This window comes from Luteimonas terrae (assembly GCF_031457535.1).
Classification (GTDB): Bacteria; Pseudomonadota; Gammaproteobacteria; order Xanthomonadales; family Xanthomonadaceae; genus Luteimonas; species Luteimonas terrae_A.
The window spans coordinates 1-25,449 of sequence record NZ_JAVDWO010000003.1 but is presented as its reverse complement, the minus strand read 5'-3'; the positions used below and the strand labels follow the sequence as shown (position 1 = coordinate 25,449).

At 68.0% G+C, this 25,449-nt stretch carries 28 protein-coding genes and 4 tRNA genes; 20 read left to right on the top strand and 12 right to left on the bottom strand.

Features of this window, described 5'->3' with window-relative positions:
- Positions 1-78 precede the first annotated feature (78 nt).
- From J2W68_RS04125 to J2W68_RS04115, 3 genes are read right to left on the bottom strand one after another with little or no spacing between them, the layout of a single operon-like run.
- Positions 79-528: a DUF3106 domain-containing protein gene (locus tag J2W68_RS04125; protein WP_310233047.1), complete on the bottom strand. Its 450-nt coding sequence runs from the start codon at positions 526-528 to the stop codon at positions 79-81.
- Positions 525-908, bottom strand: a complete 384-nt coding sequence (locus tag J2W68_RS04120; protein ID WP_310150693.1) for a hypothetical protein — start codon at positions 906-908, stop codon at positions 525-527. Before J2W68_RS04120 ends, J2W68_RS04125 begins: the two co-directional genes overlap by 4 nt.
- A complete protein-coding gene (locus J2W68_RS04115; RefSeq protein ID WP_310233044.1) occupies positions 905-1,456 on the bottom strand; it encodes an RNA polymerase sigma factor in 552 nt (183 codons plus the stop codon). Before J2W68_RS04115 ends, J2W68_RS04120 begins: the two co-directional genes overlap by 4 nt.
- A gap of 196 nt (positions 1,457-1,652) precedes the next feature.
- Between J2W68_RS04115 and J2W68_RS04110 the strand changes: the two genes are divergently transcribed.
- Together J2W68_RS04110 and J2W68_RS04105 are read left to right on the top strand one after the other, a co-directional pair.
- A complete protein-coding gene (locus J2W68_RS04110; RefSeq protein WP_310150697.1) occupies positions 1,653-1,952 on the top strand; it encodes an NAD(P) transhydrogenase subunit alpha in 300 nt (99 codons plus the stop codon).
- Between the two features lie 43 nt (positions 1,953-1,995).
- Entirely contained in the window at positions 1,996-3,384 is a 1,389-nt protein-coding gene (locus tag J2W68_RS04105) for an NAD(P)(+) transhydrogenase (Re/Si-specific) subunit beta (protein WP_310233043.1), read from the top strand.
- Between the two features lie 13 nt (positions 3,385-3,397).
- Here J2W68_RS04105 and J2W68_RS04100 read toward each other — a convergent pair whose 3' ends face one another.
- On the bottom strand, positions 3,398-3,820 hold the full coding sequence (locus tag J2W68_RS04100; protein ID WP_310233041.1) for a hypothetical protein: 423 nt from the start codon (positions 3,818-3,820) through the stop codon (positions 3,398-3,400).
- A gap of 100 nt (positions 3,821-3,920) precedes the next feature.
- Between J2W68_RS04100 and sufT the strand changes: the two genes are divergently transcribed.
- The 4 genes from sufT to J2W68_RS04080 all read left to right on the top strand — a co-directional run bounded on the left by sufT (position 3,921) and on the right by J2W68_RS04080 (position 9,622).
- Positions 3,921-4,472 carry a putative Fe-S cluster assembly protein SufT gene (gene sufT, locus J2W68_RS04095; RefSeq protein ID WP_310233039.1) on the top strand — a complete coding sequence of 184 codons (552 nt, stop codon included), beginning with the start codon at positions 3,921-3,923 and terminating at the stop codon, positions 4,470-4,472.
- 427 nt (positions 4,473-4,899) lie between these two features.
- Complete coding sequence (locus J2W68_RS04090; RefSeq protein WP_310233037.1) at positions 4,900-6,633, top strand: S8 family peptidase; 1,734 nt, start codon at positions 4,900-4,902, stop codon at positions 6,631-6,633.
- Positions 6,634-6,767: 134 nt separating this feature from the next.
- Positions 6,768-9,086 carry a pre-peptidase C-terminal domain-containing protein gene (locus J2W68_RS04085; protein WP_310233035.1) on the top strand — a complete coding sequence of 773 codons (2,319 nt, stop codon included), beginning with the start codon at positions 6,768-6,770 and terminating at the stop codon, positions 9,084-9,086.
- A gap of 86 nt (positions 9,087-9,172) precedes the next feature.
- Complete coding sequence (locus J2W68_RS04080) at positions 9,173-9,622, top strand: hypothetical protein (RefSeq protein ID WP_310233033.1); 450 nt, start codon at positions 9,173-9,175, stop codon at positions 9,620-9,622.
- Between the two features lie 3 nt (positions 9,623-9,625).
- On the opposite strand, the gene J2W68_RS04075 is transcribed toward J2W68_RS04080, so the two are convergent.
- The 3 genes from J2W68_RS04075 to wrbA form a co-directional block, all read right to left on the bottom strand.
- On the bottom strand, positions 9,626-10,114 hold the full coding sequence (locus tag J2W68_RS04075; protein ID WP_310233461.1) for an asparaginase domain-containing protein: 489 nt from the start codon (positions 10,112-10,114) through the stop codon (positions 9,626-9,628).
- Between the two features lie 75 nt (positions 10,115-10,189).
- The gene (locus tag J2W68_RS04070; RefSeq protein ID WP_430539674.1) at positions 10,190-10,537 is read right to left on the bottom strand and encodes a DUF2069 domain-containing protein; all 348 of its coding nucleotides are present in this window, start codon (positions 10,535-10,537) and stop codon (positions 10,190-10,192) included.
- A gap of 5 nt (positions 10,538-10,542) precedes the next feature.
- A complete protein-coding gene (gene wrbA / locus J2W68_RS04065; protein WP_310233031.1) occupies positions 10,543-11,136 on the bottom strand; it encodes an NAD(P)H:quinone oxidoreductase in 594 nt (197 codons plus the stop codon).
- A 237-nt stretch (positions 11,137-11,373) separates the two neighbouring features.
- Here wrbA and J2W68_RS04060 point away from each other — a divergent pair, with 237 nt between their 5' ends.
- Together J2W68_RS04060 and J2W68_RS04055 are read left to right on the top strand one after the other, a co-directional pair.
- Positions 11,374-12,648 carry a YihY family inner membrane protein gene (locus tag J2W68_RS04060; protein ID WP_310150723.1) on the top strand — a complete coding sequence of 425 codons (1,275 nt, stop codon included), beginning with the start codon at positions 11,374-11,376 and terminating at the stop codon, positions 12,646-12,648.
- Positions 12,645-13,217 carry a TlpA family protein disulfide reductase gene (locus J2W68_RS04055; protein WP_310150725.1) on the top strand — a complete coding sequence of 191 codons (573 nt, stop codon included), beginning with the start codon at positions 12,645-12,647 and terminating at the stop codon, positions 13,215-13,217. Before J2W68_RS04060 ends, J2W68_RS04055 begins: the two co-directional genes overlap by 4 nt.
- A gap of 7 nt (positions 13,218-13,224) precedes the next feature.
- On the opposite strand, the gene ppk2 is transcribed toward J2W68_RS04055, so the two are convergent.
- The 5 genes from ppk2 to hemA all read right to left on the bottom strand — a co-directional run bounded on the left by ppk2 (position 13,225) and on the right by hemA (position 17,334).
- Positions 13,225-14,001 (bottom strand): polyphosphate kinase 2, encoded by a 777-nt coding sequence (ppk2, locus tag J2W68_RS04050; RefSeq protein ID WP_310233028.1) that lies wholly within the window; start codon positions 13,999-14,001, stop codon positions 13,225-13,227.
- Between the two features lie 23 nt (positions 14,002-14,024).
- A complete protein-coding gene (locus J2W68_RS04045) occupies positions 14,025-14,369 on the bottom strand; it encodes a helix-turn-helix domain-containing protein (protein ID WP_310233026.1) in 345 nt (114 codons plus the stop codon).
- On the bottom strand, positions 14,369-14,890 hold the full coding sequence (moaB, locus tag J2W68_RS04040) for a molybdenum cofactor biosynthesis protein B (RefSeq protein ID WP_310233024.1): 522 nt from the start codon (positions 14,888-14,890) through the stop codon (positions 14,369-14,371). The genes J2W68_RS04045 and moaB overlap by 1 nt, the downstream gene beginning before the upstream one ends.
- Before the next feature lie 85 nt (positions 14,891-14,975).
- Entirely contained in the window at positions 14,976-16,058 is a 1,083-nt protein-coding gene (prfA, locus tag J2W68_RS04035; RefSeq protein WP_310150732.1) for a peptide chain release factor 1, read from the bottom strand.
- Positions 16,036-17,334: a glutamyl-tRNA reductase gene (gene hemA / locus J2W68_RS04030; RefSeq protein ID WP_310233023.1), complete on the bottom strand. Its 1,299-nt coding sequence runs from the start codon at positions 17,332-17,334 to the stop codon at positions 16,036-16,038. The genes prfA and hemA overlap by 23 nt, the downstream gene beginning before the upstream one ends.
- A gap of 91 nt (positions 17,335-17,425) precedes the next feature.
- Between hemA and J2W68_RS04025 the strand changes: the two genes are divergently transcribed.
- From J2W68_RS04025 to J2W68_RS03970, 12 genes are all read left to right on the top strand, one after another.
- Positions 17,426-19,123 carry a tetratricopeptide repeat protein gene (locus J2W68_RS04025; RefSeq protein WP_310233020.1) on the top strand — a complete coding sequence of 566 codons (1,698 nt, stop codon included), beginning with the start codon at positions 17,426-17,428 and terminating at the stop codon, positions 19,121-19,123.
- A complete protein-coding gene (gene lolB / locus J2W68_RS04020; RefSeq protein ID WP_310233018.1) occupies positions 19,120-19,788 on the top strand; it encodes a lipoprotein insertase outer membrane protein LolB in 669 nt (222 codons plus the stop codon). Before J2W68_RS04025 ends, lolB begins: the two co-directional genes overlap by 4 nt.
- A 5-nt stretch (positions 19,789-19,793) precedes the next feature.
- Positions 19,794-20,663 (top strand): 4-(cytidine 5'-diphospho)-2-C-methyl-D-erythritol kinase, encoded by an 870-nt coding sequence (gene ispE, locus J2W68_RS04015; protein ID WP_310233016.1) that lies wholly within the window; start codon positions 19,794-19,796, stop codon positions 20,661-20,663.
- Between the two features lie 63 nt (positions 20,664-20,726).
- Positions 20,727-20,799, top strand: a tRNA-Gln gene (locus J2W68_RS04010).
- Between the two features lie 75 nt (positions 20,800-20,874).
- Positions 20,875-21,834 (top strand): ribose-phosphate diphosphokinase, encoded by a 960-nt coding sequence (locus J2W68_RS04005; RefSeq protein WP_310150742.1) that lies wholly within the window; start codon positions 20,875-20,877, stop codon positions 21,832-21,834.
- Positions 21,835-21,917: 83 nt separating this feature from the next.
- Positions 21,918-22,574: a 50S ribosomal protein L25/general stress protein Ctc gene (locus J2W68_RS04000; protein ID WP_310233015.1), complete on the top strand. Its 657-nt coding sequence runs from the start codon at positions 21,918-21,920 to the stop codon at positions 22,572-22,574.
- A gap of 45 nt (positions 22,575-22,619) precedes the next feature.
- Positions 22,620-23,201: an aminoacyl-tRNA hydrolase gene (pth, locus tag J2W68_RS03995; protein ID WP_310233014.1), complete on the top strand. Its 582-nt coding sequence runs from the start codon at positions 22,620-22,622 to the stop codon at positions 23,199-23,201.
- 73 nt (positions 23,202-23,274) lie between these two features.
- Complete coding sequence (gene ychF / locus J2W68_RS03990; protein ID WP_310233011.1) at positions 23,275-24,366, top strand: redox-regulated ATPase YchF; 1,092 nt, start codon at positions 23,275-23,277, stop codon at positions 24,364-24,366.
- Positions 24,367-24,616: 250 nt separating this feature from the next.
- Positions 24,617-24,702: transfer RNA gene (locus tag J2W68_RS03985), tRNA-Tyr, on the top strand.
- A gap of 62 nt (positions 24,703-24,764) precedes the next feature.
- A tRNA-Gly gene (locus J2W68_RS03980) sits at positions 24,765-24,838 on the top strand.
- A 37-nt stretch (positions 24,839-24,875) separates the two neighbouring features.
- Positions 24,876-24,951, top strand: a tRNA-Thr gene (locus J2W68_RS03975).
- Positions 24,952-25,030: 79 nt separating this feature from the next.
- Positions 25,031-25,449: GTP-binding protein (locus J2W68_RS03970; protein WP_310233009.1), on the top strand; the 419-nt coding region annotated here is incomplete at its 3' end.

The following is a 25,449-nucleotide window of genomic DNA, read 5'->3' as shown; positions in this document are numbered from 1 at the left end:
TCGGGCCAGGGGCCGTTCCATTGCGGCCGACGCCCGGACGATGGCGCTGCCGGCCGACGCGCCACGACGCGCGGTCGATCAGCGGCCCGGGCCGCCGCGATGCGCAGGTGCCGGATTCTCCGCAGCCCAGCGCCGGCGCTGTTCGGGCGTCATCTGCTTCCAGCGTTCGCGCAGTGCTTCGCGCTCGGCGTCCGGCAGTGTGCGCAGTTTGGTGTAGAGCGCGCGCGCTTCCTCGCGTTGCTCGGGCGGCAACTGCTTCCAGCTGTGCATGCCGTGACGGGCCTCGGCGCGCTCGGCCGGCGTCATCGACTGCCAACGCCGCGCATGTTCCAGCATGCGGCTGCGTTCCTCGGCGCTGGCGCCGTTCCAGCGCTCGCGCACCGGCCCGATCAGCTGTTCGCGCTGGGCGGGGGTGAGCTGGTCCCAGGCCGGGGGCGGCGCGGACTGGGCGATCGCAGCGCGGCCGCACAGGAGCAGCAGCGGCAGTGCCGCGGTGAGAAGAACGGTACGGGACAGGGACATGGTCATTCCACGGCAAGCAGGGTGGATTCGTTGGCGGCAAGCCAGCGATAGAAATCAGGGGATTCGTCGTAACCGGCCAGGGCCTCATCCACGCCTTCGTCGAGGTGCGCGGCCGAGTCGGCTGCGGCGAGGACCGGCGTTGCGGTCTGCGCCGGCGAATCCACACCGGGGATCAGCATGCGTGCGCCGATGGCGATCGCGCACACCGCGGCGAAACCGGTCGCCAGCGGCATGCCCCAGCCGCGACGTGCGGGTGCAGGCGTCTGCGATGCGGCGTGGCGCGCGCGATGCAGGCGCGTGGTGGTCGCAGGCGAGATCGAGTCCTGCGCTTGGGCGTAGAGCGCGCGCAGCGCGGCGTCGTCCTGCGGGTCGTGCGACCGGTTCATCGGAATTCCTCCAGGTGCTTCTGCAGCGCGTCGCGGGCGCGGAACAGATGGGTTTTCACCGAGCCCTCGCCGCATCCCATGATGCGGGCGGTGGTTTCGACGTCGAACTCTTCGAGCACGCGCAGCGAGAACGCTTCGCGCTGGCGCCGCGGCAACTGGCGCAGTGCCTCGGTCAACCGCCCCCAGGCTTCGCGGCCATCATGGTTGCGTGCTGGATCGGGGCCGGCGTCGGCCCAGTCGATCTCTTCGCCGTCGGGCATGCGCGCATCGCTGAGCCAGCTCAGGCGGAACGTGCGCCGCCGCTGCACATCGATGATCCGGCTGCGCAGCACGGTCCAGAACAGCGGTGTCCATTCCGCCGGCGGTCGGTCGCGATAGCCGAGCATTTTGATCATCGCGTCCTGCACCGCGTCCAGCGCATCGTCGCGATGGCGCAGGCCGAGTTCGGCAAAGCGGAAGGCGCGGCGTTCGACGCTGGCGAGAAAGCCTTCCAGCGTTGTCGGCTGCACGGGACTGGCGGCGTCGGCCGCGACGAAGGTGTCGGTCACGTCGCCAAGCCTACCGTGCGCGGCACGCGCTCGTGGTTCGGGGAAGTAGCTGCCATCCATCGTCGGGTCGTCGCCAGTGGCGGGGTGTGCACAGGTCAACGCGCGTCCGTCGAGGTGGTTGACGTCGCGGGCACGCAGCGGCTGGCGCGCCGTTCAACGGCGGTTATGATGCGGACGACGGGCCCGGGGAATCGCAATGATCGATGGTGTCGTGGCGCTGTACATCTTCATGCTGGCGGCGATCGCCGGCCACGTGATCATCTCGCGGGTGCCGGTGATCCTGCACACCCCGCTGATGTCGGGTTCGAACTTCATCCATGGCATCGTGCTGATCGGCGCGATGCTGGTGCTCGGCCACGCCGATACCACGCTGGAGAAGGTCATCGGCTTCATCGCCGTGCTGATGGGGGCCGGCAACGCCGCAGGCGGTTACGTGGTGACCGAGCGAATGCTGGAGATGTTCAAGCCGTCGGGCCGTCCGGGGAAGCCGGAGTGAGGGCCGCCTGCCTTGCGGGTCCGACGCGCATGGGAGGCATCGCATGAGCGGTCTGCAGGGGCTCGTCGCCGCCAGCTATTTCATCGCCGCCACGCTGTTCCTGCTCGGCCTGCAGCGCATGGCCTCGCCGCGTACCGCGCGTTCGGGTATCCAGTGGGCCGGCGTGGGCATGGTGCTGGCGACGGTGGCGACGTTCTTCGTCCCTGGGCTGGCGAACATCGGCCTGATGCTGGTTGCGATCGCGCTGGGCACCGGCTTTGCCTGGGTGTCGGGCAAGAAGGTCGCGATTACCGACATGCCGCAGATGGTCGCGCTCTACAACGGCCTGGGCGGCGGTTCGGCGGCGGCGATCGGGGCGGTCGAGCTGCTGCGCTGGTCGGCGGCTGGCGCAGCGCCGGCGCGGCTGTCGCTGGTGCTCGCGGTACTGGGCGCGCTGATCGGCGCGATCGCGCTGTCGGGTTCGGTGATCGCCTGGGCCAAGCTCGATGGGCGCATGGACAAGCGCTACGTGTTTCCGGGCCAGCAGCTCTTCAACCTGGTGGTGTTCGTCGGCGCGTTGATCGCCGGCGGCCTGATCGTGCACGCGCTCGGTGTGCCGGCGATCGTCGTGTTCTTCGTGCTGGCGCTCGCGCTCGGCGTGCTGATGACGCTGCCGATCGGCGGCGCCGACATGCCGGTGGTGATCTCGCTCTACAACGCGCTGACGGGGCTTGCCGTGGCCTTCGAGGGCTACGTGCTCGGCAACGAGGCGCTGATCATCGCCGGCACCATGGTCGGCGCAGCCGGCATGCTGCTGACGCGGCTGATGGCCAAGGCGATGAACCGCTCGATCGCCAGCGTGCTGTTCTCGAGCTTCAGCGCCGGCGGCCCCGCGGCTGCGATCGAAGGCAGCCAGAAACCGATCGAAGCGGCCGATGTCGCCGCGCTGATGGCGTATGCCGAGCGTGTGGTGATCGTGCCCGGCTACGGCATGGCCGTGGCCCAGGCGCAGCACAAGATCTGGGAGCTGAGCCAGCGCCTGATCGAGCGCGGGGTCAAGGTGCGCTTCGCGATCCATCCCGTTGCTGGACGCATGCCCGGGCACATGAACGTGCTGCTGGCCGAGGCCGGCGTGCCCTACGACCTGATCGTCGACATGGACGACGTCAATCCGGAATTCCCGAACACCGACGTGGTGCTGGTGATCGGCGCCAACGACGTGGTCAATCCGGTGGCGAAGACCGACCCGCAGAGTCCGATCTACGGCATGCCGATCCTCGACGTGGTGCTGGCGAAGAACGTGGTGGTGATCAAGCGCGGCAAAGGCACGGGCTTTGCCGGCATCGAGAACGCGCTGTTCTACGCCGACAACACCCGCATGCTCTACGGAGACGGCGCCGAAGCCGCGGGCGCGCTGGTCGCTGAGCTCAAGGCTCTCGATGGCGGCCACTGAGCCGCTTGTCGGCTCAGCGCGAGGTCACCGCCGCGATCACGACCGCGGCACCGAGCCAGGCCAGGTCCACGGGCGCGTTGGCCAGCGAGGCCAGCGTATAGGCGTGGTGGGGGCCGAGCTTGAGCGCCGACTCCCAGGGCAGCACGCCCATCGGGCGTGCGAGCTGCGCGGCGGCGATGCCGAAGTTGGCGATCACGATCGACAGCACGGTGGCCGCGGTGCCGGCGAACGCGCGCGCCAGGCCGGGTCGGGCGCGCGCAAGCCGCAGCAGCCAGGCCGCATCGAGCGCGGCGATGACCGCCATCCAGCTGGTCTGGGTACCGCTCGCGTCGGCCAGCAGGATCCAGGCGGCGGCAATACCGGTGCTGCCGAGCAGCAACAATGCGGTCGCCAGCGGCCAGCGCCGGGCGCCCGCGGGGTGGTGCCTTGGCGGCATGGAAGGCTGCATCGCGGAAACGGCCGGCCAGCATACCGGCGCGCGGCGATACAATGACAGCACTTGTCGTGGCCGCCCCTGGCCACCATCTGATGGTCCTATGTACTCCCGCAGCAGCGAACCCGTCCGTTTCGAGCGCGATTGCGCCGCCGTCCTCGTGCCGGCCGGCGAACACGTGACCCTGCCCGCGGGCAGCGCCGGCTACATCACCCAGGCGCTGGGCGGCAGCTACACGCTGTTCGTGGAAGGCAACCTGTTCCGGATCTCCGGCCGCGACGCCGATGCGATCGGCAAGGAGCCGCCGGTGCCGCTGGAACTGCCCGACGGCGCCGATGATGCGGCCGTCGAGCGCATGGTCTGGAGCCAGTTGCGCACCTGCTTCGACCCGGAAATCCCGATCAATGTCGTCGATCTCGGACTCATCTACGAGGCCGATGTGCAGGCTGCCGACGATGGTCAGCGCCGGCTCGAGGTCAAGATGACCCTCACCGCGCCAGGCTGCGGCATGGGCGACATCCTCGTCGACGACGTGCGCAGCAAGCTGGAACTGATTCCCACGGTCGTCGAGGCCGACGTGGAACTCGTGTTCGACCCGCCGTGGAACCGCTCGATGATGTCGGAAGCCGCGCGCCTCGAAACCGGCATGCTCTGACACGTGCCGCGGCCGTCCGGCTGCGATGCACGGATCGGGATACGCCCTAGGCGGTCGATCCTTCGCAACCCTCGATATCCGGTCCTTGCGCACTGCCGCGTTGGCGGTGTCGCTGCGCGCGAAAAAATTCGGCCCTGAACGCTTCGCATTCCGGAATAACCGCACGTTGCGCAGCGGGTATTCAGCATGCGTTTGGCCCGCACGCCTGACCCAGATCGTCAAAATGTGACGGTATGCGACATTTTTAATGAAAAATTAACGGTCTTCTGCGTTGCAGATCGGCCGCACTGTCGCGTAGCGTCAGTTTGCGGTCAGTTTTGTCATGTCCGCATTGGTAGCGAAGTCGGTGTTGCCCGAAGTTCAGGCGGCAATGACGGCTTCGGATCTGCCGCCCAGCGCGGCTCACCCATGGTTTGGGGGTTATCGGATGTCGAATCACCCGCGTCACGCGCCGCGCCGTCGTCTGCTCGTCGCCGCCACGTCCCTCGCGCTCGCGGCCCTGGCACCGCTGTCGCTCAACGCCACCGACCGGCTCAACCTCGGCAGCCTGCAGTCGTCCGAGACCCACGACCGCTTCATCGTCAAATATCGAGACGGCTCGACTGTGCAGACCGATCCGGCTGCAATCGACACCGCGCTGCGCGCATCCGCCAGCCGGATCGCCGTCAGCGGTGGCGGCAAGCAACTGCGCCTCGAACACGTCCGACGCATGACGCTGGGCGCCGACGTCGTGCGCACCAGCCGCAAGCTCGACCGCGCCGACGCCGAATCCCTGATGCGGCAGATCGCCGCCGATCCGAACGTCGAGTTCGTCGAAGTCGACAAGCTCAATCAGGTGTTCTGGACGCCGAACGATCCGCGTTTCAGCAGCCAATACGGTTTCGGCACCGGCGCGGGCGGCATCCGCGCGACGCAGGCCTGGGACGTCACCAAGGGGGCGGGCGCGGTCGTTGCCGTGCTCGATACCGGCATCACCAACCACAGCGATCTCAACGCGAACATCCTGCCGGGCTACGACTTCATCATCGACACGGCCGTGTCGGGCGACGGCGGTGGGCGCGACTCGGATCCCAGCGATCCGGGCGATTTCTACAACGGTCGCGCGTCGAGCTGGCACGGCACCCACGTCGCCGGCACGGTCGCAGCGGTCACCAACAACGGCATCGGGGTCGCGGGTACCGCGCCGGAGTCCAAGGTCGTGCCGGTGCGCGTGCTCGGTCGTGGCGGCGGTTACGACTCCGACATCGCCGACGCGGTGATCTGGGCGTCCGGCGGTACCGTCAGCGGTGTGCCGGCAAACGCGAATCCGGCCGAGGTCATCAACCTCAGCCTCGGCGGCGCCGGCACCTGCGGCAATGCGATGCAGAGTGCGATCAATGGCGCGGTCGGCCGCGGCACGACGCTGGTCATCGCCGCGGGCAACAGCAACGCCAATGTCTCGGGCTTCTCGCCGGCCAACTGCAGCAACGTCATTTCGGTCGCGTCGAACACCAGTACAGGTGCGCGTTCGAGCTTCTCGAACTACGGCGCCGGCATCACGATCTCGGCGCCCGGTTCGGGCATCGTCTCCACGCTCAACAGCGGCCAGACGACGCCGGGCAGCGAAAGCTACGCGTCCTACGACGGCACATCGATGGCAGCGCCGCATGTCGCCGGCGTCGTCGCGTTGATCCAGTCGGTGTCCAATCCGGCCAAGACACCGGCGCAGATCAAGACCCTGCTGACCAGCACCGCGCGCGCATTCCCTTCGACGCCGTCCCAGCCGATCGGCGCGGGCATCGTCGATGCCGCTGCGGCTGTCGCGGCCGCGAGCGGCGGCACCGTACCGGATCCTGATCCCGCTCCGGGCACCGGCGGGCTGCAGAACGGCGTGCCGGTGACCGGTGTATCGGGTGCGGCCAACAGCACGCAGAGGTGGACGTTCACCGTGCCGGCGGGGGCCAGCAACCTGGTCATCGCGATTTCGGGCGGCAGCGGCGACGCCGATCTGTACGTGCGCCGGGGCAGTGCGCCGACCACGTCGACCTATGACTGCCGGCCGTACCGCACGGGCAACGCCGAAAGCTGTTCGTTCGCAACGCCGCAGGCGGGCACGTATCACGTGCTGGTCCGTGGCTACACGTCGTTCTCCGGGGTCACGTTGCGCGCCAGCCACAACTGAAGGCGGGTTCGGGGAGTTCCGGGGGAGGAAGGGCAGGCAGCACACATCGTGATCGTGATGTCTGTTGCCGGCGGAGCATGCCGCTCGCGGCGTGCTCCGTTTTTTCAGGTCACCAATGAGGGGTAGAGAACAGGATGAAGATTCTCATCGCATGCATCACCGCCGGCACGCTCTCGGTCGGTGCTGCCGCGGCGGCGACGCGCGACGCGCGGCCGGCCGCATTCGACAACCGGCTGCCGGCAGAGCAGACAGTCGAACTCAAGCGCATGCCGGCGGTCGACGCCGCGCGTCTGCGCGCCGAGGATGCGCGTCAGGACCGGGCCATGGGCCTGCGTCCGGTCCGCTTCGCGACGCCCCACACGGTCAATCTGACACCGAACAACGCCGGTGACTGGGACGAGATTGCCGGCGGCAATCTCGTGTGGCGCCTGCGCGTGGAGTCGAAGGATGCGCTGTCGCTGAACTTCGGGTTCTCCGAATTCCATCTGCCCGAAGGCGCGCGCCTGCTGATCTATCCTGAAGGTCTGGACAAGAACGCCAATCCCGAAGCGATCCGCGCGTTCACCGATGCCGACAACAAGGCCAGCGGCAACCTGTGGACACCGTTGGTGCCGGGTGACAACGCGGTCATCGAAGTCGTCGTGCCGAAGGCGCGTGTCGGAGATCTCAAGCTGCGCCTGAGCAGCGTCAACCACGATTACCTCGGCTTCGGTCGCCTCGCTCGTGAAGGTGCGCTGGCGCAGACCAAGGGCGTGTCGGGCAGCTGCAACGTCGACGTGGTGTGCCCGGACGGCGACGAGTTCCGCGACGAGATTCCATCGGTCGGCGCGTACACGCGCTTCGGCGTCGAGTACTGCAGTGGCTCGCTGGTCAACAACACCGCCGGCGACCAGAAGATGTACTTCCTGACCGCCAATCATTGCCAGATGGGCACTGCCGATGCGGCAGCCAGCATCGTCGTCTACTGGAACTACCAGAATTCGACCTGCCGCACGCCCGGCAGCGCCGAGAGCGGCGCCAACGGCGACGGCAGCCTTGCGCAGAACCAGACCGGCGCCGTGGTCCGTGCGACCTACGCCGCATCCGACTTCACCCTGCTCGAATTCGACGACCCCGCGGATCCGGACTACAACCTGAGCTGGTCGGGCTGGGATCGCCGTGATGTCGCGCCGTCGGGCGCGACCGGCATCCATCACCCCCGCGTTGCTGAAAAGCGCATCACCCACTCCGACAACCCGCTGCGCGTCGAGGGCTATCTCGGCAACAGCGGAAACAGCCATCTGTGGGTGCAGTGGAACCAGCGCGGCACCACCGAAGGTGGTTCCTCGGGTTCGCCGATCTACAGCCCCGAAGGCCGGGTGATCGGCCAGCTGCACGGCGGCTATGCCTCGTGCACGACAACCGGCGCCGACCACGTCGACTGGTACGGCCGTCTGTTCACCTCGTGGACCGGCGGCGGCACCGCGGCCACGCGTCTGAGCGACTGGCTCGATGCCGCGGGCACGGGCGAGGAATTCGTCGACACGATCGGCGCCGATGGCGGCGGCACGCCCGGCGCACCGGTGGCCGGCTTCGATTTCACCGTCGACAACGAGACCCTGACCGTGACCTTCACCGACACCTCGAGCGACGACGGTGAGATCGTCTCGCACGCGTGGGCGTTCGGCGACGGCACCACCTCGACCGAGGCCAGCCCGGTCAAGACCTACGACGCAGCCGGCGTGTACTCGGTCGCGCTGACGGTCACCGACGACGAGGGCAACACTCGTACCAGTACCCAGCAGGTGGAAGTAGGCGACCTTGCTCCCGATGCGACCGAGCTGACCAACCGCACGCCGGTGTCGGGACTGGCGGGCGCTGCTGGCGACGCGCTGCTCTACAGCATCACCGTGCCGGAAGGCGTCACCGGTCCGTTGACCATCACGACTTCTGGTGGCAGCGGCAACGTCACGCTGTACGTCAGCCTGGACGAAGAACCGCAGGCCGATGCCTACGACTTCATCTCCCAGCGTCCCGGCAACAACGAAGTGGTGCGGATCGCCAACGTCGAAGCCGGCACGTACTACGTGAAGGTGGTCGGCGTGTCCGCATTCGCCAACGTCAGCGTGCAGGCGCGCCACAACCCGCCGAGCGAAGGCGGGGGCGATGGGGGTCTGCAGAACGGCGTGCCGGTCACCGGGATTGGCGGCGCGACGGGCAGCCAGCAGTTCTGGACGATCCAGGTCCCGGCCGGCACCAGCACCCTGGCGGTCGCGATGAGCGGCGGCACGGGTGACGCGGATCTGTACGTCCGCGCCGGCGCGCAGCCGACGACGACGACCTACGATTGCCGTCCTTATCTGTTCGGCAACAACGAGACCTGCACCATCAGCAATCCGCAGGCGGGCACGTATCACGTGCTGATCAACGCCTACTCGACGTTCGACGGCGCGTCGCTGACCGCCACCTGGTGACCCGCGGCTGCTTTCACCCCGGGAACGCCCGGGGTGGAGGCATCATCGAGGGGTCGCACGCATCGGCGTGCTCCGCGGAGACCGCCATGCATCGATTCCACCGTGAGATCGCGCGGCGCTTCGGCGCCGCGTTCTTCATATCGGCCCTGCTGCTGTCGGGGTGCGCGATGGGCGGCGATGCGCCCGCCACCACGTCCAGCGAGGTCAGCGCCATGCAGCAGCGTTTCATCGTCCGTTACACGCCCGGCAGTGCGCCTGAACGCGATCCGGCCCTGGTCGCCGAACGCATCTCGCAGAGCGCGCGCGACGCGGGTCTGGTCGACGCCAAGGGCATGCCCGGAAGGGTGACCTGGCTGCGCCGGTTGGCGGTCGGCGCCGATGTGGTGTCGATCGATCCGGAACTCGATGCCGCGCAGGCGCAGCGCCTGCTCGAGGCCCTCAACGCCGAACCCGATGTCCAGTACGCCGAACCCGACGGCCGCATGACCATCGGTCCCGGCACCGACATGCCGATGCGCGGTCCCGCGGTCGACTGAGCCTCAGCCCAGCGGTTCGAAGCGGTTGGCTTCGACGTTCTTGCGGACTTTCAGCGGATCCCAGATGCGGCCGTTCATCGCCACGTACACGCCTGGCGGCTTGGACTGCACGGCGCCGACCGCGGTGCCGATATTGAATTCCGCATCCGAGCCGCGGAACCGCGCCGGGCTCAGCGCGCCGGTGAGCACGATGGTCTTGTCGGCGATCGAGGCGAGCACCTTGGCGGTGTCCACCATCGAATCGGTGCCATGGGTCAGCAGCACATGCTTCGCGGGCTGCGCGGCGATGGTCGCGCGGATCAATTCGCGATCCTCGTCGGTGATGTGCAGCGAATCCTTGCGGATGATCGGAATCACCCGGAAGCGGAACGCGACGCCGAGTTCTTCGAGCATGCGTCCGATCTGCGGATCACCGACCTGGAAATCCGACTTGTCGTCGAAGTAGATCTTGTCGATCGTGCCACCGGTGGTGACGATCAGCAGTTCGTCCATCGTGATGCGGTCCTGCAGGGCAGCGAAGCGGCTGCCCATGATACCGGCGCACGCGGCGTCCGATGCCGGCGCGTTTCAGCCCTTCGGCGGACGATTTCGCGAAAAGCGTGCGCGCATGCCGGGCAGGCTGGCGGAGAACACCACCGCCAGCGACAGCGCGATTCCGGCCCACGGCCACAGGCCGAGCTCGGGATGCGACCAGGCGTACATGACGCCGTGGGAGAACCAGAACAGTGCTGCGATGCCCGACCACAGCGGCGCGCTCGGCCGGCGCAGCAGCACGCCGGCAAGCAGCAGCAGTGGCGGCAACACGAATACCAGCAGGGCTGCGCCGAAATGCGCGTCGTCGCGATACCAGGCCGCATACAGCGCCGCGATCAGCACCAATGACGTCGCCAGCACCCGCGTGGCCGGCGGCCGCATCCCGCTCATGCGCCGAGCTTCGCGGCGAGCAAGGCGATGCGCCGGCCGAGCGCGCGCGCAAGCACGGCCTCGTCCTCGCTGGGCTGCGGGTCGTCCTGCTGCCCGGCGACATGGCTTGCGCCGTAGGGCGTGCCGCCGCCGCGCGTGGTTGTCAATGCGGGCTCGGTATAGGGAATGCCGGCAATCACGCAGCCGTGGTGCAGCAGCGGGACCAGCATCGTCAGCAATGTCGCTTCCTGGCCGCCGTGCTGCGTGGCGGTCGAGGTGAACACCCCAGCCGGTTTGCCGACCAGCGTGCCGCTGGCCCATTCGGCGCCCAGGCCGTCGAGGAAATGCTTCAACGGCGCAGCCATGTTGCCGAAGCGTGTCGGGCTGCCGAGCAGCAGGCCGGCGCATTCGGCCAGATCCGCACGCTCCACGTAGGGCGCGCCCTCTTCTGGCACCGGCGGCGCCGCCTGCTGGGTGATGGCTGCGACCGGCGGCACCGTGCGCAACCGCGCCTGCATGCCGTCGACTTCGCCGACGCCACGGGCGATCTGCTTCGCGAGGCGGGCGACCGAACCGTTGCGGCTGTAGTAGAGGACGAGGATGTCGGGCATGGAGGCGTCTGTGTGCGAAGAGGGCATGCGGCGTCTGAAGCCCCTTGATATGTCAGGGGCTCGATGACGTTGCGCGTCTGCATTCTCGCGCAGCGAGCGGCGAGCGGGGAAATCCCGCATCAGGCGTGCCCCCGCATACCGTCATTCCGGCTGGAATAGCGACTTCCGCAAGAGAACGGTGCCGCGCAAAGCCACAGCCCATGCATGCCCACCCAAGCGCTTTGCTACGCTGCGCCGATGGAGCCACTCGCCACCTTCAACCGCTGGACCGAACGGATGGCGGACCGCGCGCGCGCGCTGAGTTTCGCGCGCTTTCTGTGGCGTCGCTTCCTCGACGATCGCCTGTTCGAGGCCGCCGGCGCGCTCGCGTTCACCACGGTGTTCGCGCTGGTGCCGCTGTCGATGGTGGTGTTCGGCGTGCTGTCGGTGTTTCCGGCGTTCGGCCAGTGGCGCGACCAGCTCAGCGACTACATCTTCTCCAATTTCGTACCCGACTCGGCGCGCGCGGTCGAGCAGGTGCTATTGCAGCTGTCGACCAATACCGGCCAGCTGACGACGATCGGCGTGATCGCGCTGGTGATCTCGGTGCTGGTCACCCTGCTCAGCGTGGAGACCACGTTCAACCGCATCTGGCGGGTGAAGTCTGCGCGGCCGACGTTCGGTCGGTTCCTTGTGTACTGGACTGTCCTCACGCTCGGCGCACTGGTGGCGACGGCCAGCCTGGCGGTGTCGGCGCGGTTCTTCGCGCTGGAGATCTTCAGTACCGATTCGGGACGCCTGCTGCGCGGCCTGATGCTGTGGGCGGCGCCGATGCTGATCGAACTCGCCGCGTTCACGACGATCTTCCGCGTGGTGCCGCATCGCACCGTGCAATGGCGGCATGCGCTGGCCGGCGCGACGCTGGCGGTGCTGCTGTCGGAAGTCGTGAAGTGGGCAATCGGCCTCTACCTCGGCAGCTTCGACGCCTACGAGAAGATCTACGGACAGATCGCCTTCCTGCCGATTTTCCTGCTGTGGGTGTACCTGAGCTGGGTGGCGATCCTGCTCGGCGCCTCGTTCGCCGCGTCGATCTCCGCCTTCCGCTACCAGCCTGCGCACATGCGCCTGCCTGCGGGTTTCGAGTTCTACGGCCTGCTGCGGATGCTGGGCCGCTTTGCGGCCGCGCGCACCCAGGGGCGGGGCCTGCACAGCGACGAGATCCAGGCGCTGGAGCCGATGCTCACCGATGCGCTGGTGCAGCACATGCTTGCGCAGTTGGAGGAGATCGCGCTGCTGCGCCGGGCCGAATCCGGCGAGTGGTTGCTCGCGCGCGATCTCGATGGCCTGACGCTCGGGGAACTCTACGAAGCCTGCGAGCTGCGTGTTCCCATTGCCGAAGCCCATCTGCCGTGCCGCGACGATGCGCTCGGCGTGACGGTGTCCGCCGCCCTCGACGACCTGCGCATTCCGCTGCGCGACCTGCTCAAGCGGCGGGTCGGCAGCCTCTACGATTCCCCGGAGATTTCCGCATGAACCGCCTTGTTCCCTGTGTCGCACTCGCCATCCTGCTCGCCGCCTGCAAGCCCGACGGGCAGACCTCGACGAACAACGCGGCTGGTGATGGTGCGACGCCCACATCCGCGCCCGCCTCGACCGATGCAGTGGCCGCGTCGGCGTCCAGGACGCATCCCGCGTTGCAGGTGGAGACACTCGACGGCGGTCGCTTCGATCTCGCCGCACATCGCGGCCAGTGGGTGATCGTGAATTTCTGGGCGACCTGGTGTGCGCCCTGTCTGAAGGAGATGCCGGAACTGTCGGCGCTCGATGCGATGCGCGAACACATCCAGGTGATCGGGCTGGCCTACGAGGACATCGAGCCCGACGACATGCGCGCCTTCCTGCAGAAGCATCCGGTGGTCTACCCGATCGCGATCATCGACACCTTCGACCCGCCCGCGGATTTCGATACACCGCCCGGCCTGCCGATGACGTATCTGATCGGCCCCGAAGGACAGGTGGTCGAAAAGATCCTCGGGCCGGTGACCGCGGAAGGCCTGGAAACCATGATTGCAGGCGCCGGGGGTCCCACGATCGAGGCCTGAGCCGCGTTCAGTCCTTGAATGGTGGCAGCGGTGGGAGCACCTCGTAACGCTCCGGCTCAGGTTTGCGCCTGAGGCGGGGAAAGCGGAGTGGGGGCGCGTCGACGTGGCAGTCGGGCAGTCGGTCGAGCAGATCCCGGATCAGGGTCAGGCGTCCGCGCCGCTGGTCGTTGAAATCCACCAGCGTCCACGGCGCGTGTTCGGTGTGGGTGGCGCGCAGCATGGTGTCCCGGGCACGCGTGTAATCGCCGTAGCGCGTGCGCGCGGCGACATCGACCGGTGACAGCTTCCAGCGTTTGAGCGGGTCGTGCAGGCGCTCGGCGAACCGGGTTTCCTGCTGCGCCTGGTCACAGCCGAGCCAGTACTTGAACAGCAGGATGCCGTCGTCGACCAGCTGGCGTTCGAATGCCGGCACCTGGGCCAGGAAGGTGTCGACCTGCGCGGGCGTCGCGTAGCCCATCACCGATTCGACGCCGGCGCGGTTGTACCAGCTGCGGTCGAAGAGGGCGATCTCGCCGGCCGCAGGCAGGTGCGTGACGTAGCGCTGGAAATACCACTGGCCGGATTCGCGGTCGCTGGGCTTGGGCAGGGCGACGACGTGGCACTGGCGCGGGTTGAGATGTTCGGCAAACGCCTGGATGGCGCCGCCCTTGCCCGCCGTGTCGCGGCCTTCGAACAGCACCGCCAGTCGACGGCCGCTGTGCTGCAGCCAGCGCGCCATGGCCGCCAGTTCGACCTGCATCGGTTCGAGAGCGGCTTCGTACGCTTTGCGCTTGAGCGGTTTCATGCGGGCTCCAGTTCGGTGGTTCGCTAGTCGCCGCGAGATTTGCGCGGCGGCGCCTGCGCCATGGTCCGCGCGACTTCCAGCAGGGCACCCTGCTGGCGGGTATTGAGCGTGCGGTACGCGGCAAGCAGATCGTGTTCGCCCTTGGTGCGCGCCGGGTCGAGCGTGGCGGCAAGCGTCGCCAGCAACGCGCCCGCGGGCACGCCGAACGCGCGCGCCAGTGCATCGAGCTGGGCGCTGCCGGGTGTTTTCTCGCCGCGCATCCAGGCTGAAACCGTCGCCGCGCCCACGCGCGGAATCGCCGCGGCGATCTCCGCGGCGGTCAGGCCGCGGGCCTTGGCGAGCAGGCGCAGCGTCTGGTCGATCGTCATCAGACTTCTTTCAGGCGCGGACGGATCGTCGCCAGATTGCAGGGCCTGGTGCGCGCGTCGAGCTGGTGACGGACGATTTTCTCCCACGCCGTGCGGCAGGCCGACGTGGAGCCGGGCAGGGCGAACACGAAGGTCGCATTGGCGAGGCCGGCAAACGCGCGCGACTGCAGTGAGGATGTGCCGATCTCCTCGACCGACACCGCGCGGAACAGCTCGCCGAAGCCGGGCATCTCCTTGTCGAGCAGTGGCAACAAGGCTTCGGGCGTGGAGTCGCGGCCGGTGAAGCCGGTACCACCGGTGACGAGGATGCCGTCGACGTTGGCATCGGCGATCCACTTCGACACCAGCGCGCGCATCGCGTAGCGGTCGTCGGGCAGCAGGGCGCGTTCGGCCACCGCGTGGCCCGCGCCGGTCAACGACTCGACGAGGTAGTCGCCGGAGCTGTCGGTGGCGAGGGTGCGGCTGTCGGAGACCGTCAGCACGCAGATCTGGAGAGGGATGAAATCGGTCTGGCTAGTCATGCGGCGAGGGTACCCCACCGCCGCGGACGGCCGCATCGCGAAGCGCGGTCGAAGCGGGTCTGCGCCACCTGCGTCGCGCCGTCGCTCACTGCGCGGTCATGCGCGCCAGCTCGTCGGCCTGGTGTTCCTGCGACAGCCGCGCGATGAGTCCGTCGAGATTGCCTTCCAGCACGTTCGGCAGGTCATACAGGGTGAGGCCCTCGATGCGGTGGTCGGTGATCCGCCCCTGCGGATAGTTGTAGGTGCGGATGCGCTGGCTGCGATCGCCGCTGCCGACCTGCAGCTTGCGCACCTCTGCGGTCGCGGCCGCGCGCCGCTCGGCCTCGGCGTCGGCCAGCATCGCGCGCAGGCGCTTCATCGCCTTGTCGCGGTTGGCGTGCTGGCTGCGTTCGGTCTGCGATTCGACGACGAGCCCGGTCGGGATATGGGTGATCCGGATCGCAGAGTCGGTCTTGTTGACGTGCTGGCCGCCGGCGCCGGACGAACGGAAGGTATCGACCTTGAGGTCGGCGGGATTGAGTTCGATCGGCTCGCCTGCGTCCTCGATCGGAATGATCGCGACCGTGGCGGCCGAGGTGTGGATGCGGCCCTGCGATTCGGTTTCCGGTACGCGTTGCACGCGGTGCGTACCGGATTCGAACTTGAGCCGCGCGTAGGCGCCGCTGCCGTCGACTGCGGCAATGACTTCGCGGAAGCCGCCGTGTTCGCCGGTGCTGGCCGATTCCACCTCCACGCGCCAGCCCTGCCGCTCGGCGTAGCGCTGGTACATGCGGAACAGGTCGCCGGCGAAGATCGCCGCTTCGTCGCCGCCGGTGCCGGCGCGGATCTCGAGATAGAAGCCGCCGTCGTCGCGCGCGTCGCGCGGCACCAGCAGCGCCAGTAGATCGGCTTCCAGCGTTTCCAGGCGCGCGTTGGCGGCGGCGATCTCCTCCTCGGCCATCTCGCGCATGTCGGCATCGTCGAGCAGGCTGCGCGCGGCGTCGCGATCGTCGAGTGCGCGGCGCTCGTCGGCCAGGGCGCTCGACAGCGGTTCGAGCTGGGCGAACTCGCGCGACAGGGCACGGAAACGCGCCTGGTCGGCGACGGTCGCAGGGTCGGACAGCAGGCGTTCGAGTTCTTCGCGGCGTTCGGCCAGCGCTTCGAGCTTACGGCGCAGGGTCGGCAGCATCGGGTGTCCGGGGCTCGGGTTCGGGCGGCAGCAGGGCGTCGAGGCTGTCGGCCAGGGTGTCGTCGCCGCGCATCGCGGCCTCGCGCAGGGCGGTGGTGGGCAGATGCAGCAGCCGGTTGGTCAGGGTATGGGCCAGCAGTTCCAGCACGGCGTCGGGTGATTGACCGGCGGCGAGCTGTTGGCGGGCGCGGGCGAGGGCTTCGCCGCGGACTGCTTCGCCGTGCGCGCGCAGGCGCTTGACCGGCGCCAGCCGGCCGCGCGCGGCATTGGATTCGCTGAAGCGGGTGACCTGCAGGTCGATGATCGCGTCCGCATCGGCGGCGGCTTCGCGACGTCCGCGGCGGTTGTCGTCGAGCGTGCGTTCCAGATCGTCGACGGTGTAGAGGAAGACATCGCGCAGTTCGGCCACGTCGGGCGCGATGTCGCGCGGCACAGCCAGATCCATCAGCAGCATCGGCCGATGCTTGCGTGCGTCCAGCGCCGCGGCGACCTGGGCGCGGCCGATGATCGGCGTGCGGCTGGCGGTCGCCGACAGCACGATGTCGGCGAGAAACAGATGCCGGTCGAGTTCGTCGAGCGGCAGCGCGATGCCGCCGTGGCGCGCTGCGAGTTCCTGCGCGTGCGCATAGGTCCGGTTGGCGATCAGCAGGCGCTTGACGTTGGCCTGCGCGAGATGGCGCGCGGCCAGTTCGATGGTTTCGCCCGCGCCGATCAGCAGCACGGCCGAATCGGCCGGGCGTGCGAACGATTCCTGCGCCAGCCGCACGGCGAGCGATGCGACCGACACCGGGCTGTTGCCGATGCGGGTTTCGCTGCGGGCGCGCTTGGCGGTGACGAAGGCATGCTGGAACACGCGATCGAGATCGCTGCCGAGGGTGCCGGCTGCGCGCGCGCTGGCCCAGGCCTGCTTCACCTGCCCGAGGATCTGCGGCTCGCCGAGCACCAGCGAATCGAGACCGGTTGCGACGCGGAACAGATGCCGCACCGCATCGGCGCCGCGATGCTGGTACAGATAGGCCTGCAGCGAGCCGCCGGCCAGCGACGCATCGTCGCCGGGATGCGTTGCCAGCCAGTGCGCCAGCGCGCTGCCGTCGTCGTCGCACACCGCGTATAGCTCGGTGCGGTTGCAGGTCGACAGCAACGCGACCTCGCGCACCGCCGGCAATGCACGCAGCTGGGCCAGCGCCGCGTCGAGCGCATCGCCGGCGAACGCCACCCGTTCGCGCAGGGCGACCGGCGCGGTCTGGTGGTTGATGCCGAGTGCGTAAAGGCTCATGGGCTGGCGTGCCTGTCGGAAGGCGATTCCGTTCAGGCGCTTGCGATAAGCTGCGGACGAAGGCGCCCATTTTACGGCCCGGTTGCTCCAGATGCCCGTTTTCTCTCCGCCCCGGACCGCGCGGCTGCGCGCGGCACTGCTGGTGCCCCTGCTGGGACTGGCCTGCGCGGCCCACGCCCAGCGCGGCGATCTCGACCGTCACGACCCCCTCCACCAGGATCTGCTGGGCGCGACGCTCGCCGGCGAATTCGCGGTCCAGGCCGGTCGGCTGGACGAGGCCGCCAACTGGTACCTCGATGCTGCCCGCCAGTCGGATGGCGATCCTGGTCTGGCCGAGCGCGCCACCCGTATCGCGCTGCTGGCCGGCGACGACCGCCGCGCCGCTCAGGCGCTGGAACTGTGGCGTCGCCACGCCCCCGACTCGCTGCCGATGCGCGCCGCCGAGGCCACGCTGTCGCTGCGCGCCGGTCGCGACCGGGTCGCCCGTCGCCAGCTGGAAGCACTGTTGCGCAGCGACGATCCGGCCGGCTGGCGGCATGCGTTTACCGTGCTGGGCGGCGGCGCCCGCGACCAGGCCCAGGCCACGCGCCTGCTCGGCCAGCTCGTCGACAGCGGCGCGATCCCCGATGTCCTGCAGGCGTGGATGGCCTTCGGCGGCCTCGCCCAGCGGCTGGACCGGGCCGATCTGACCGAGCGCATCCTCGAGCGCATCGTGGCGCGTTTCCCCGGCGAGCCCCGGGTCGCGCTGCTACGCGCCAGCCAGCTGCGCGAGTCCGGGCGTCCGGACGAGGCAAGGCAGGCACTGCTTGCCCTGGGCGATGCGGCCCTGATCGGGCCCGACCTGCGCATGGGAATCGCCAGCGAGTACGAAGCCCTCGGTGATCTCACCGACGCCGAGCGCACGCTCGCGATGGGCCCGCAGGACGGTCGCACCTATGTCCTGCGCGCCTCGCTGCTGGCGCGCGGCGAAAACAAGGCTGCGCTGGCCGCGCTGTATGACGAGGTCAAGGCCGTCGCGCTGACGCCCAATCCGGCCCAGCGCCTGTTGCTGGGGCAGATGGCCGAGTATCTGGAGCAGTACGACGAGGCCCTGGACTGGTACCAGACCGTGCCCGGCGGCGCCGAACGCGCGCAGGCGCGGCTACGCAGCGCGCGGGTGCTGCACGAACTCGACCGCAAGGACGATGCCTGGGCCCGGCTTCGGGAGCTGCAGTCCGACGGCGGGTCTGATGAAGACATGCGCCGCAACGCCTATCTGCTGGAGGCGGAGCTGCGGCAGAACGACAACGACCCGACCGAGCTCGATGTCTACAACCGCGGGCTCGCGGCGATGCCGGACGATCCGGCGGTGCTCTATTCGCGTGCACTGATGTGGGAGCGCCGCGACGACATCCCGCGCGCCGAGGCCGACCTGCGCCGCGTGCTGGTGGCCGACCCTGAAAACGTCGCCGCGCTCAACGCGCTCGGCTACACGCTTGCCGACCGCACCACGCGCTACACCGAAGCGCTGGAACTGATCGACCGCGCGCGCGTGGCCGAGCCCGACAATGCCGCGATCATCGACAGCTATGGCTGGGTGCTGTATCGCCTCGGCCGCAACGAGGACGCCCTGGTCGAACTGCGCCGTGCGTTCTCGATGATGAAGGATGCCGAAGTCGCCGCGCATATCGGCGAAGTGCTGTGGGTGCTTGGTCGCCACGACGAAGCGCGCAGGTACTTCGATGAAGCCCGTGGTATCGATCCGGAGAACCGCTCGCTGATCCGCGCGCTGGAGAAGACCGGCGCATGAACGTCCGGATGATGATGGCCGCGGTGGCGGCCGTGGGGCTGGCTGCCTGCACCAGCGTGCCGGTGCGGGCGCCGCTGCAGACGGTCGAGCTAGCACCCGCCGCTCTCGCCGATGCGCAGGCCCGGCTCGCCGCGCGTGAAAACGCCGTGCGCTCGCTGCCGCAACTTGCATTCAACGGGCGCGTGGCGATGTCCAATGGCCGCGATGGTGGCAGCGGGCGCATCGATTGGGTGCAGACCGGCGCGGAGTACCGGGTGACGCTGAGCGCGCCGGTGACCCGGCAGAGCTGGCAACTGGAAGGTGGCCCGCAGGGCGCGCGCATCGACGGCCTCGATGGCGGGCCGCGCGAGGGTGTCGACGTGGGGGTGCTGTTGCGCGAGGCGACCGGCTTCGAGATTCCGGTTGCGGCAATGGCGGCCTGGGCTGCGGGGATGCGTGCCGACACGGGCGCAGCCCAGGTCGCTTTCGATGCGGGTGGTCGGCTGGCGCGCCTGCAGCAGGATGGCTGGACGATCGATTACCTCGAGTGGCAGCCCGACAGCGCTTCCGGCGCCGTGCTGGCGCTGCCGACGCGGATCAATGCCCAGCGCGGCGATGCGCGCGTGCGCCTGATCGTCGACAGCTGGGCGCGCGGCGGCGCCGCGGGCATGCTTTCGACGCCATGAGCGATATGGACGCCGCCGGCGGCTGGTCGATCTGGCCGGCCCCGGCCAAGCTGAACCTGTTCCTGCGCATCGCCGGCCGCCGCGCCGACGGCTATCACGCGCTGCAGACCGTCTTCCGGATGCTCGACTGGGGCGACACGGTCCGCCTGCGGCCGCGCGCCGATGGCCGGATCCGTCGGATCGGTGATTCCGTTCCGGGCCTCGCCGAGGCGGATGATCTCGTCGTCCGCGCGGCGCTTGTGCTGCAAAAAGAAGTGAACGTGGCGCAGGGTGTGGACATCTGCGTCGAAAAGCGGATTCCATCCGGCGCCGGGTTGGGGGGTGGATCCTCCGACGCGGCGACTGTTCTACGCGCCCTCGACCAGCTGTGGCAGCTGAGTCTCGGCGACGACCGCCTGGCTGGGTTGGGCCTCGCGCTGGGCGCCGATGTGCCGGTGTTCGTCCGCGGTCGCAATGCCTGGGCGGAAGGCGTAGGGGAGTCGCTGGTGCCGATCGACCTGCCGCCGGCCTGGTACCTGCTTGCCGATCCCGGCGTGCACGTGAATACCGCGGCGCTGTTCCAGTCCCCTGAATTGACGCGAAATGCTGCACCCGCGACAATGGCCGACTTCGTTTCAGGTGCGTCGCTCGGCAACGCGTTCGAGTCGGTCCTGCGTCACCGCGAACCCGCCGTCGAGGCTGTGTTCAAGGTGCTGGCAGAGGTCGGGTCGCCACGCTTGACCGGGACGGGCAGCGGCTGCTTCGTCGAGTTCGCCACGCGCGAATCCGCCGAGGCCGCGCAGATGCGGGTCGCGTCGCGGGTGTCGTCCCGTGTGGTCGGCGGCGCGGCGCGCTCGCCGTTGCTGGATGCATTGGAGGCTGGCGTTCGGGATTAGGGATTGGGGATTCGACGGCATGTCCGATTCCCCAATCCCGAATTCCTAATTCCGGATTTCTGAAGGGGCGTCGCCAAGTGGTTAAGGCACCGGGTTTTGATCCCGGCATTCGCAGGTTCGAATCCTGCCGCCCCTGATTCCCGTGTCTGTGCCATGTGCCGGCACGGCCACTCCTCCATCCGCTCGGTCAGAGCGACGCGGAACTGCAGACATGAAAGAAGAACGCAATCTCCTGATCTTCTCGGGCAATTCGAACCGCCCGCTGGCCGAGGCCGTGTGTCGTGAACTCGGCGTGCGCCAGGGCAAGGCGCTGGTGTCGACGTTCTCCGATGGCGAGGTCCAGGTCGAGATCGAGGAGAACGTCCGTCGCCAGGACGTGTTCGTGATCCAGCCGACCAGTGCGCCGTCGGCCGAGAACCTGATGGAACTGCTGGTGCTGATCGACGCGCTCAAGCGCGCCTCGGTGTCCAGCGTGACCGCGGTGATCCCGTACTTCGGCTACTCGCGCCAGGATCGTCGCCTGCGTTCGACCCGCGTGCCGATCACCGCCAAGGTCGTGGCCAAGATGGTGTCCGCGGCCGGCGCCGACCGCGTGCTGACGATCGACCTGCACGCCGACCAGATCCAGGGCTTCTTCGACATTCCCGTCGACAACGTCTACGCCTCGCCGCTGCTGCTGGCCGATATCTGGCGCGCGCACGGCACCGACAACATGGTCGTGGTCTCGCCCGACGTCGGCGGCGTGGTGCGCGCCCGCGCGATCGCCAAGCGCCTCGACGATGCGGACCTGGCGATCATCGACAAGCGCCGTCCGCGCGCCAACGTCTCCACGGTGATGAACATCATCGGCGACGTGAGCGGCAAGACCTGCGTGCTGGTCGACGACATCGTCGACACGGCCGGCACGCTGTGCGCCGCGGCCGCCGCACTCAAGGCGCAGGGCGCCACCAAGGTCGTCGCCTACTGCACCCACGCGGTGCTGTCGGGCCCGGCGATCGACAACCTCAACAAATCGCAGCTCGACGAGATGGTGGTCACGGACACCATTCCGCTGTCGGAGGCCGCGCGCAACTGCACGCGCATCCGCCAGCTCAGCGTCGCCGAGCTGCTGGCCGAGACGATCCGCCGGATCGCGTTCGGAGAATCGGTCAGTTCGCTCTACGTCGACTGACCTGCTGCAACGTCTCGTCTGGTCGCGGACGAGACGCTTCACCGCCGCGAGGCGGTATCAATCCAGAAAAGTGAATCAAAAAAATGGCTACCACGCATGAAATCAAGGTGCAGCGCCGCGAAGACGAGGGGAAGGGTGCGAGCCGCCGCCTCCGTCTTGCCGGCAACGTGCCTGCCGTCGTCTACGGCGGCGACCTCAAGCCCGTCAGCATCGAGCTGAGCCACAACGATGTCTGGCTCGCCAGCCAGCACGAGTGGTTCTACGCCTCGATCCTCGACCTGAGCCTCAACGGTGACGTCCAGAAGGTGCTGCTGCGTGACATGCAGCGTCATCCGTTCAAGCAGCAGATCATGCACCTGGACTTCCAGCGCGTGAACGCGAACGAGGCCATCCGCACCGCCGTGCCGCTGCACTTCGTCAACGAAGACACCTCGCCGGCCGGCAAGGCTGTCGACGTCGTGATCACCCACGAGCTCAACGAAGTCACCATCACCTGCCTGCCGGGCGATCTGCCGGAGTTCATCGAGATCGATCTCGGTGCGATGGTCGTCGGCGATATCGTCCACCTGTCGCAGATCAAGCTGCCGAAGGGTGTCGAGATCCCCGAGCTGGCGCTGGGCGCGGACCACGACGTCGCCGTCGTCGTCGCCAAGCACGGCCGCGTGGAAGCCGAGCCGGAAGAGACCGAGGAAGCCGCTGCGGACGTCCCGGCCACCAAGGCCGCGAAGGACGACGAGTAATCGTCGCGTGGGCGCGCCTTCGGGCGCGCCTGCGTTGCCGTTTCCATGGCAGGACTGCGACTGATCGTCGGGCTGGGCAATCCCGGTCCCGAATATGCACGGACCCGGCACAACGCCGGGTTCCGTTTTGTCGACGAACTCGCTGCGAAGGCGGGCGCGTCGTTCCGGCTCGACAGCAAGTTGTTCGGCGAGACCGCGAAGATCGACGTCGCCGGTCAGCCGGTCTGGCTGCTGAAGCCGGCCACGTTCATGAACCTCAGCGGCAAGTCGGTCACCGCCGCGCTGCGGTTCTGGAAGTTCGAACCCGAGCAGGCGCTGCTGGCGCACGACGAGCTGGATCTGCCGCCGGGCACCGCGCGGCTGAAGTTCGACGGCGGGCATGGCGGCCAGAATGGCCTGCGCGACACGATGCAACTGCTCGGCCACGGCCGGTTTCACCGGCTGCGTGTGGGTATCGGCCATCCGGGCAGCAAGGACAAGGTCACGCCGTGGGTGCTGGGCCGCGCGAATGCCGATGACGACATCCTGATCGGACGCGCGATCGACGCCGCGATCGACGTGATGCCGCTCGCGATGGATGGCAATTTCATGGATGCGATGACGAAGCTCCACACGCCCAGGGATTAGGGATTGGGGATTCGGGATTCGGGCGTGCTTGTCCGAATCCCGAATCCCGAATCACCACTCCCGGATTCAAGTCATGGGCATCAAATGCGGCATCGTCGGCCTGCCGAACGTCGGCAAGTCGACCCTCTTCAATGCGCTGACCAAGGCGGGCATCGCCGCGGCCAACTTCCCGTTCTGCACGATCGAGCCGAACGTCGGCATCGTGCCTGTGCCGGATCTGCGCCTCAATGCGCTGGCGGCGATCGTCAAGCCGCAGAAGGTGCTGCCGACGGCGGTCGAATTCGTCGACATCGCCGGCCTGGTCGCGGGCGCTGCGAGCGGCGAGGGCCTTGGCAACAAGTTCCTGTCGCACATCCGCGAAGTCGACGCGATCACCCACGTGGTGCGCTGCTTCGAGAATCCCGACGTCATCCACGTCAACAACAAGGTCGACCCGATCGCCGATATCGAGACCATCGATACCGAGCTGGCGCTGGCCGACCTGGATTCGGTCGAGCGCGCGCTGCAGCGCGCCGAGCGCTCGGCCAAGACCGGCGACAAGGACGCCAAGGTCCGTGCCGAAGTGCTGGGCCGGGTGCACAAGGGCTTGGCCGACGGCCAGCCGGTGCGCGCGCTCAAGCTCTCCGACGAGGACAACGCGGCGATCCGCGACCTGTTCCTGCTGACCGCCAAGCCCGTGCTGTACATCGCCAACGTGCTTGAGGATGGCTTCGAGAACAATCCGCACCTCGACGCCGTGCGTGCACGCGCGGTGGGCGAGGGTGCCGAAGTGGTGCCGGTGTCGGCCGCGATCGAGGAAGAGCTCTCGCAGCTCGACGATGTCGATCGCGACGCGTTCCTCACCGATCTGGGCCTCGACGAGCCGGGCCTCAACCGCGTGATCCGCGCGGCCTACGGCCTGCTGACGCTGCAGACCTACTTCACCGCAGGCGTCAAGGAAGTGCGCGCTTGGACGGTGAAGATCGGCGCGACCGCCCCACAGGCCGCTGCGGTGATCCACACCGATTTTGAGAAGGGCTTCATCCGCGCCGAGGTCGTCGGTTACGACGATTTCATCCGCTACAACGGCGAGTCCGGTGCGAAGGAAGCAGGCAAGTGGCGTCTGGAAGGCAAGGAGTACATCGTCAAGGGCGGTGACGTGATGCATTTCCGCTTCAACGTCTGACCGCGCGCGGTGGGATGTGTCGTGCAAGAGGCGCCTGCGGGCGCCTTTCGCATGAGAAAGGCGCGCGAAACCGTCGAGTCGCGCACGTGGCGATGGCGTCGCGGCGCAGGGCCGGTTAAGATGCGCGCCCGTCTGCACAGGTCATCGGCCAGGCGACGGGTCCGGTGAAGTCAGGCGTCTTCCGGCGTTGACAGAATCGGGAACTGGCCCCAAAATCGCGGGCTGTTTTCACCGGCAACACGAAAGCGCCGGAGGGATACCCAAGCGGCCAACGGGGGCAGACTGTAAATCTGCTGGCTTACGCCTTCGGTGGTTCGAATCCACCTCCCTCCACCATTTTCGTTCGGTGGAAACACAGTGCAGTGCGACAGGTTGTAATGCGGCAAGCGGGTCCCGGTGCGGGAGTAGTTCAACGGTAGAACCTCAGCCTTCCAAGCTGATGGTGCGGGTTCGATTCCCGTCTCCCGCTCCATTGAACGTTCCACGCGGTTCCCCAGTTCCACATCGTTGCTCACGTAGCTCAGTCGGTAGAGCACCTCCTTGGTAAGGAGGAGGTCGAAGGTTCGATTCCTTTCGTGAGCACCATCCTCCGCGGTTCCGCGCCCAGTGCGGATCCGACGCGGCACGCAGTCACCACCTCACCAGATTTCGAGACAAAGCAGCCATGGCAAAGGGTAAGTTCGAGCGCACCAAGCCCCACGTGAACGTGGGCACGATTGGTCACGTTGACCACGGCAAGACGACGCTGACCGCGGCGCTGACGAAGATCGGTGCGGAGCGTTTCGGTGGCGAATTCAAGGCCTACGACGCGATCGACGCGGCGCCGGAAGAGAAGGCGCGCGGCATCACGATCTCGACCGCACACGTCGAGTACGAATCCGAGAAGCGCCACTACGCGCACGTCGATTGCCCGGGCCACGCCGACTACGTCAAGAACATGATCACCGGCGCTGCGCAGATGGACGGCGCGATCCTGGTGTGTTCGGCTGCTGACGGCCCGATGCCGCAGACCCGCGAGCACATCCTGCTCTCGCGTCAGGTCGGCGTGCCGCACATCGTCGTGTTCCTGAACAAGGCCGACAT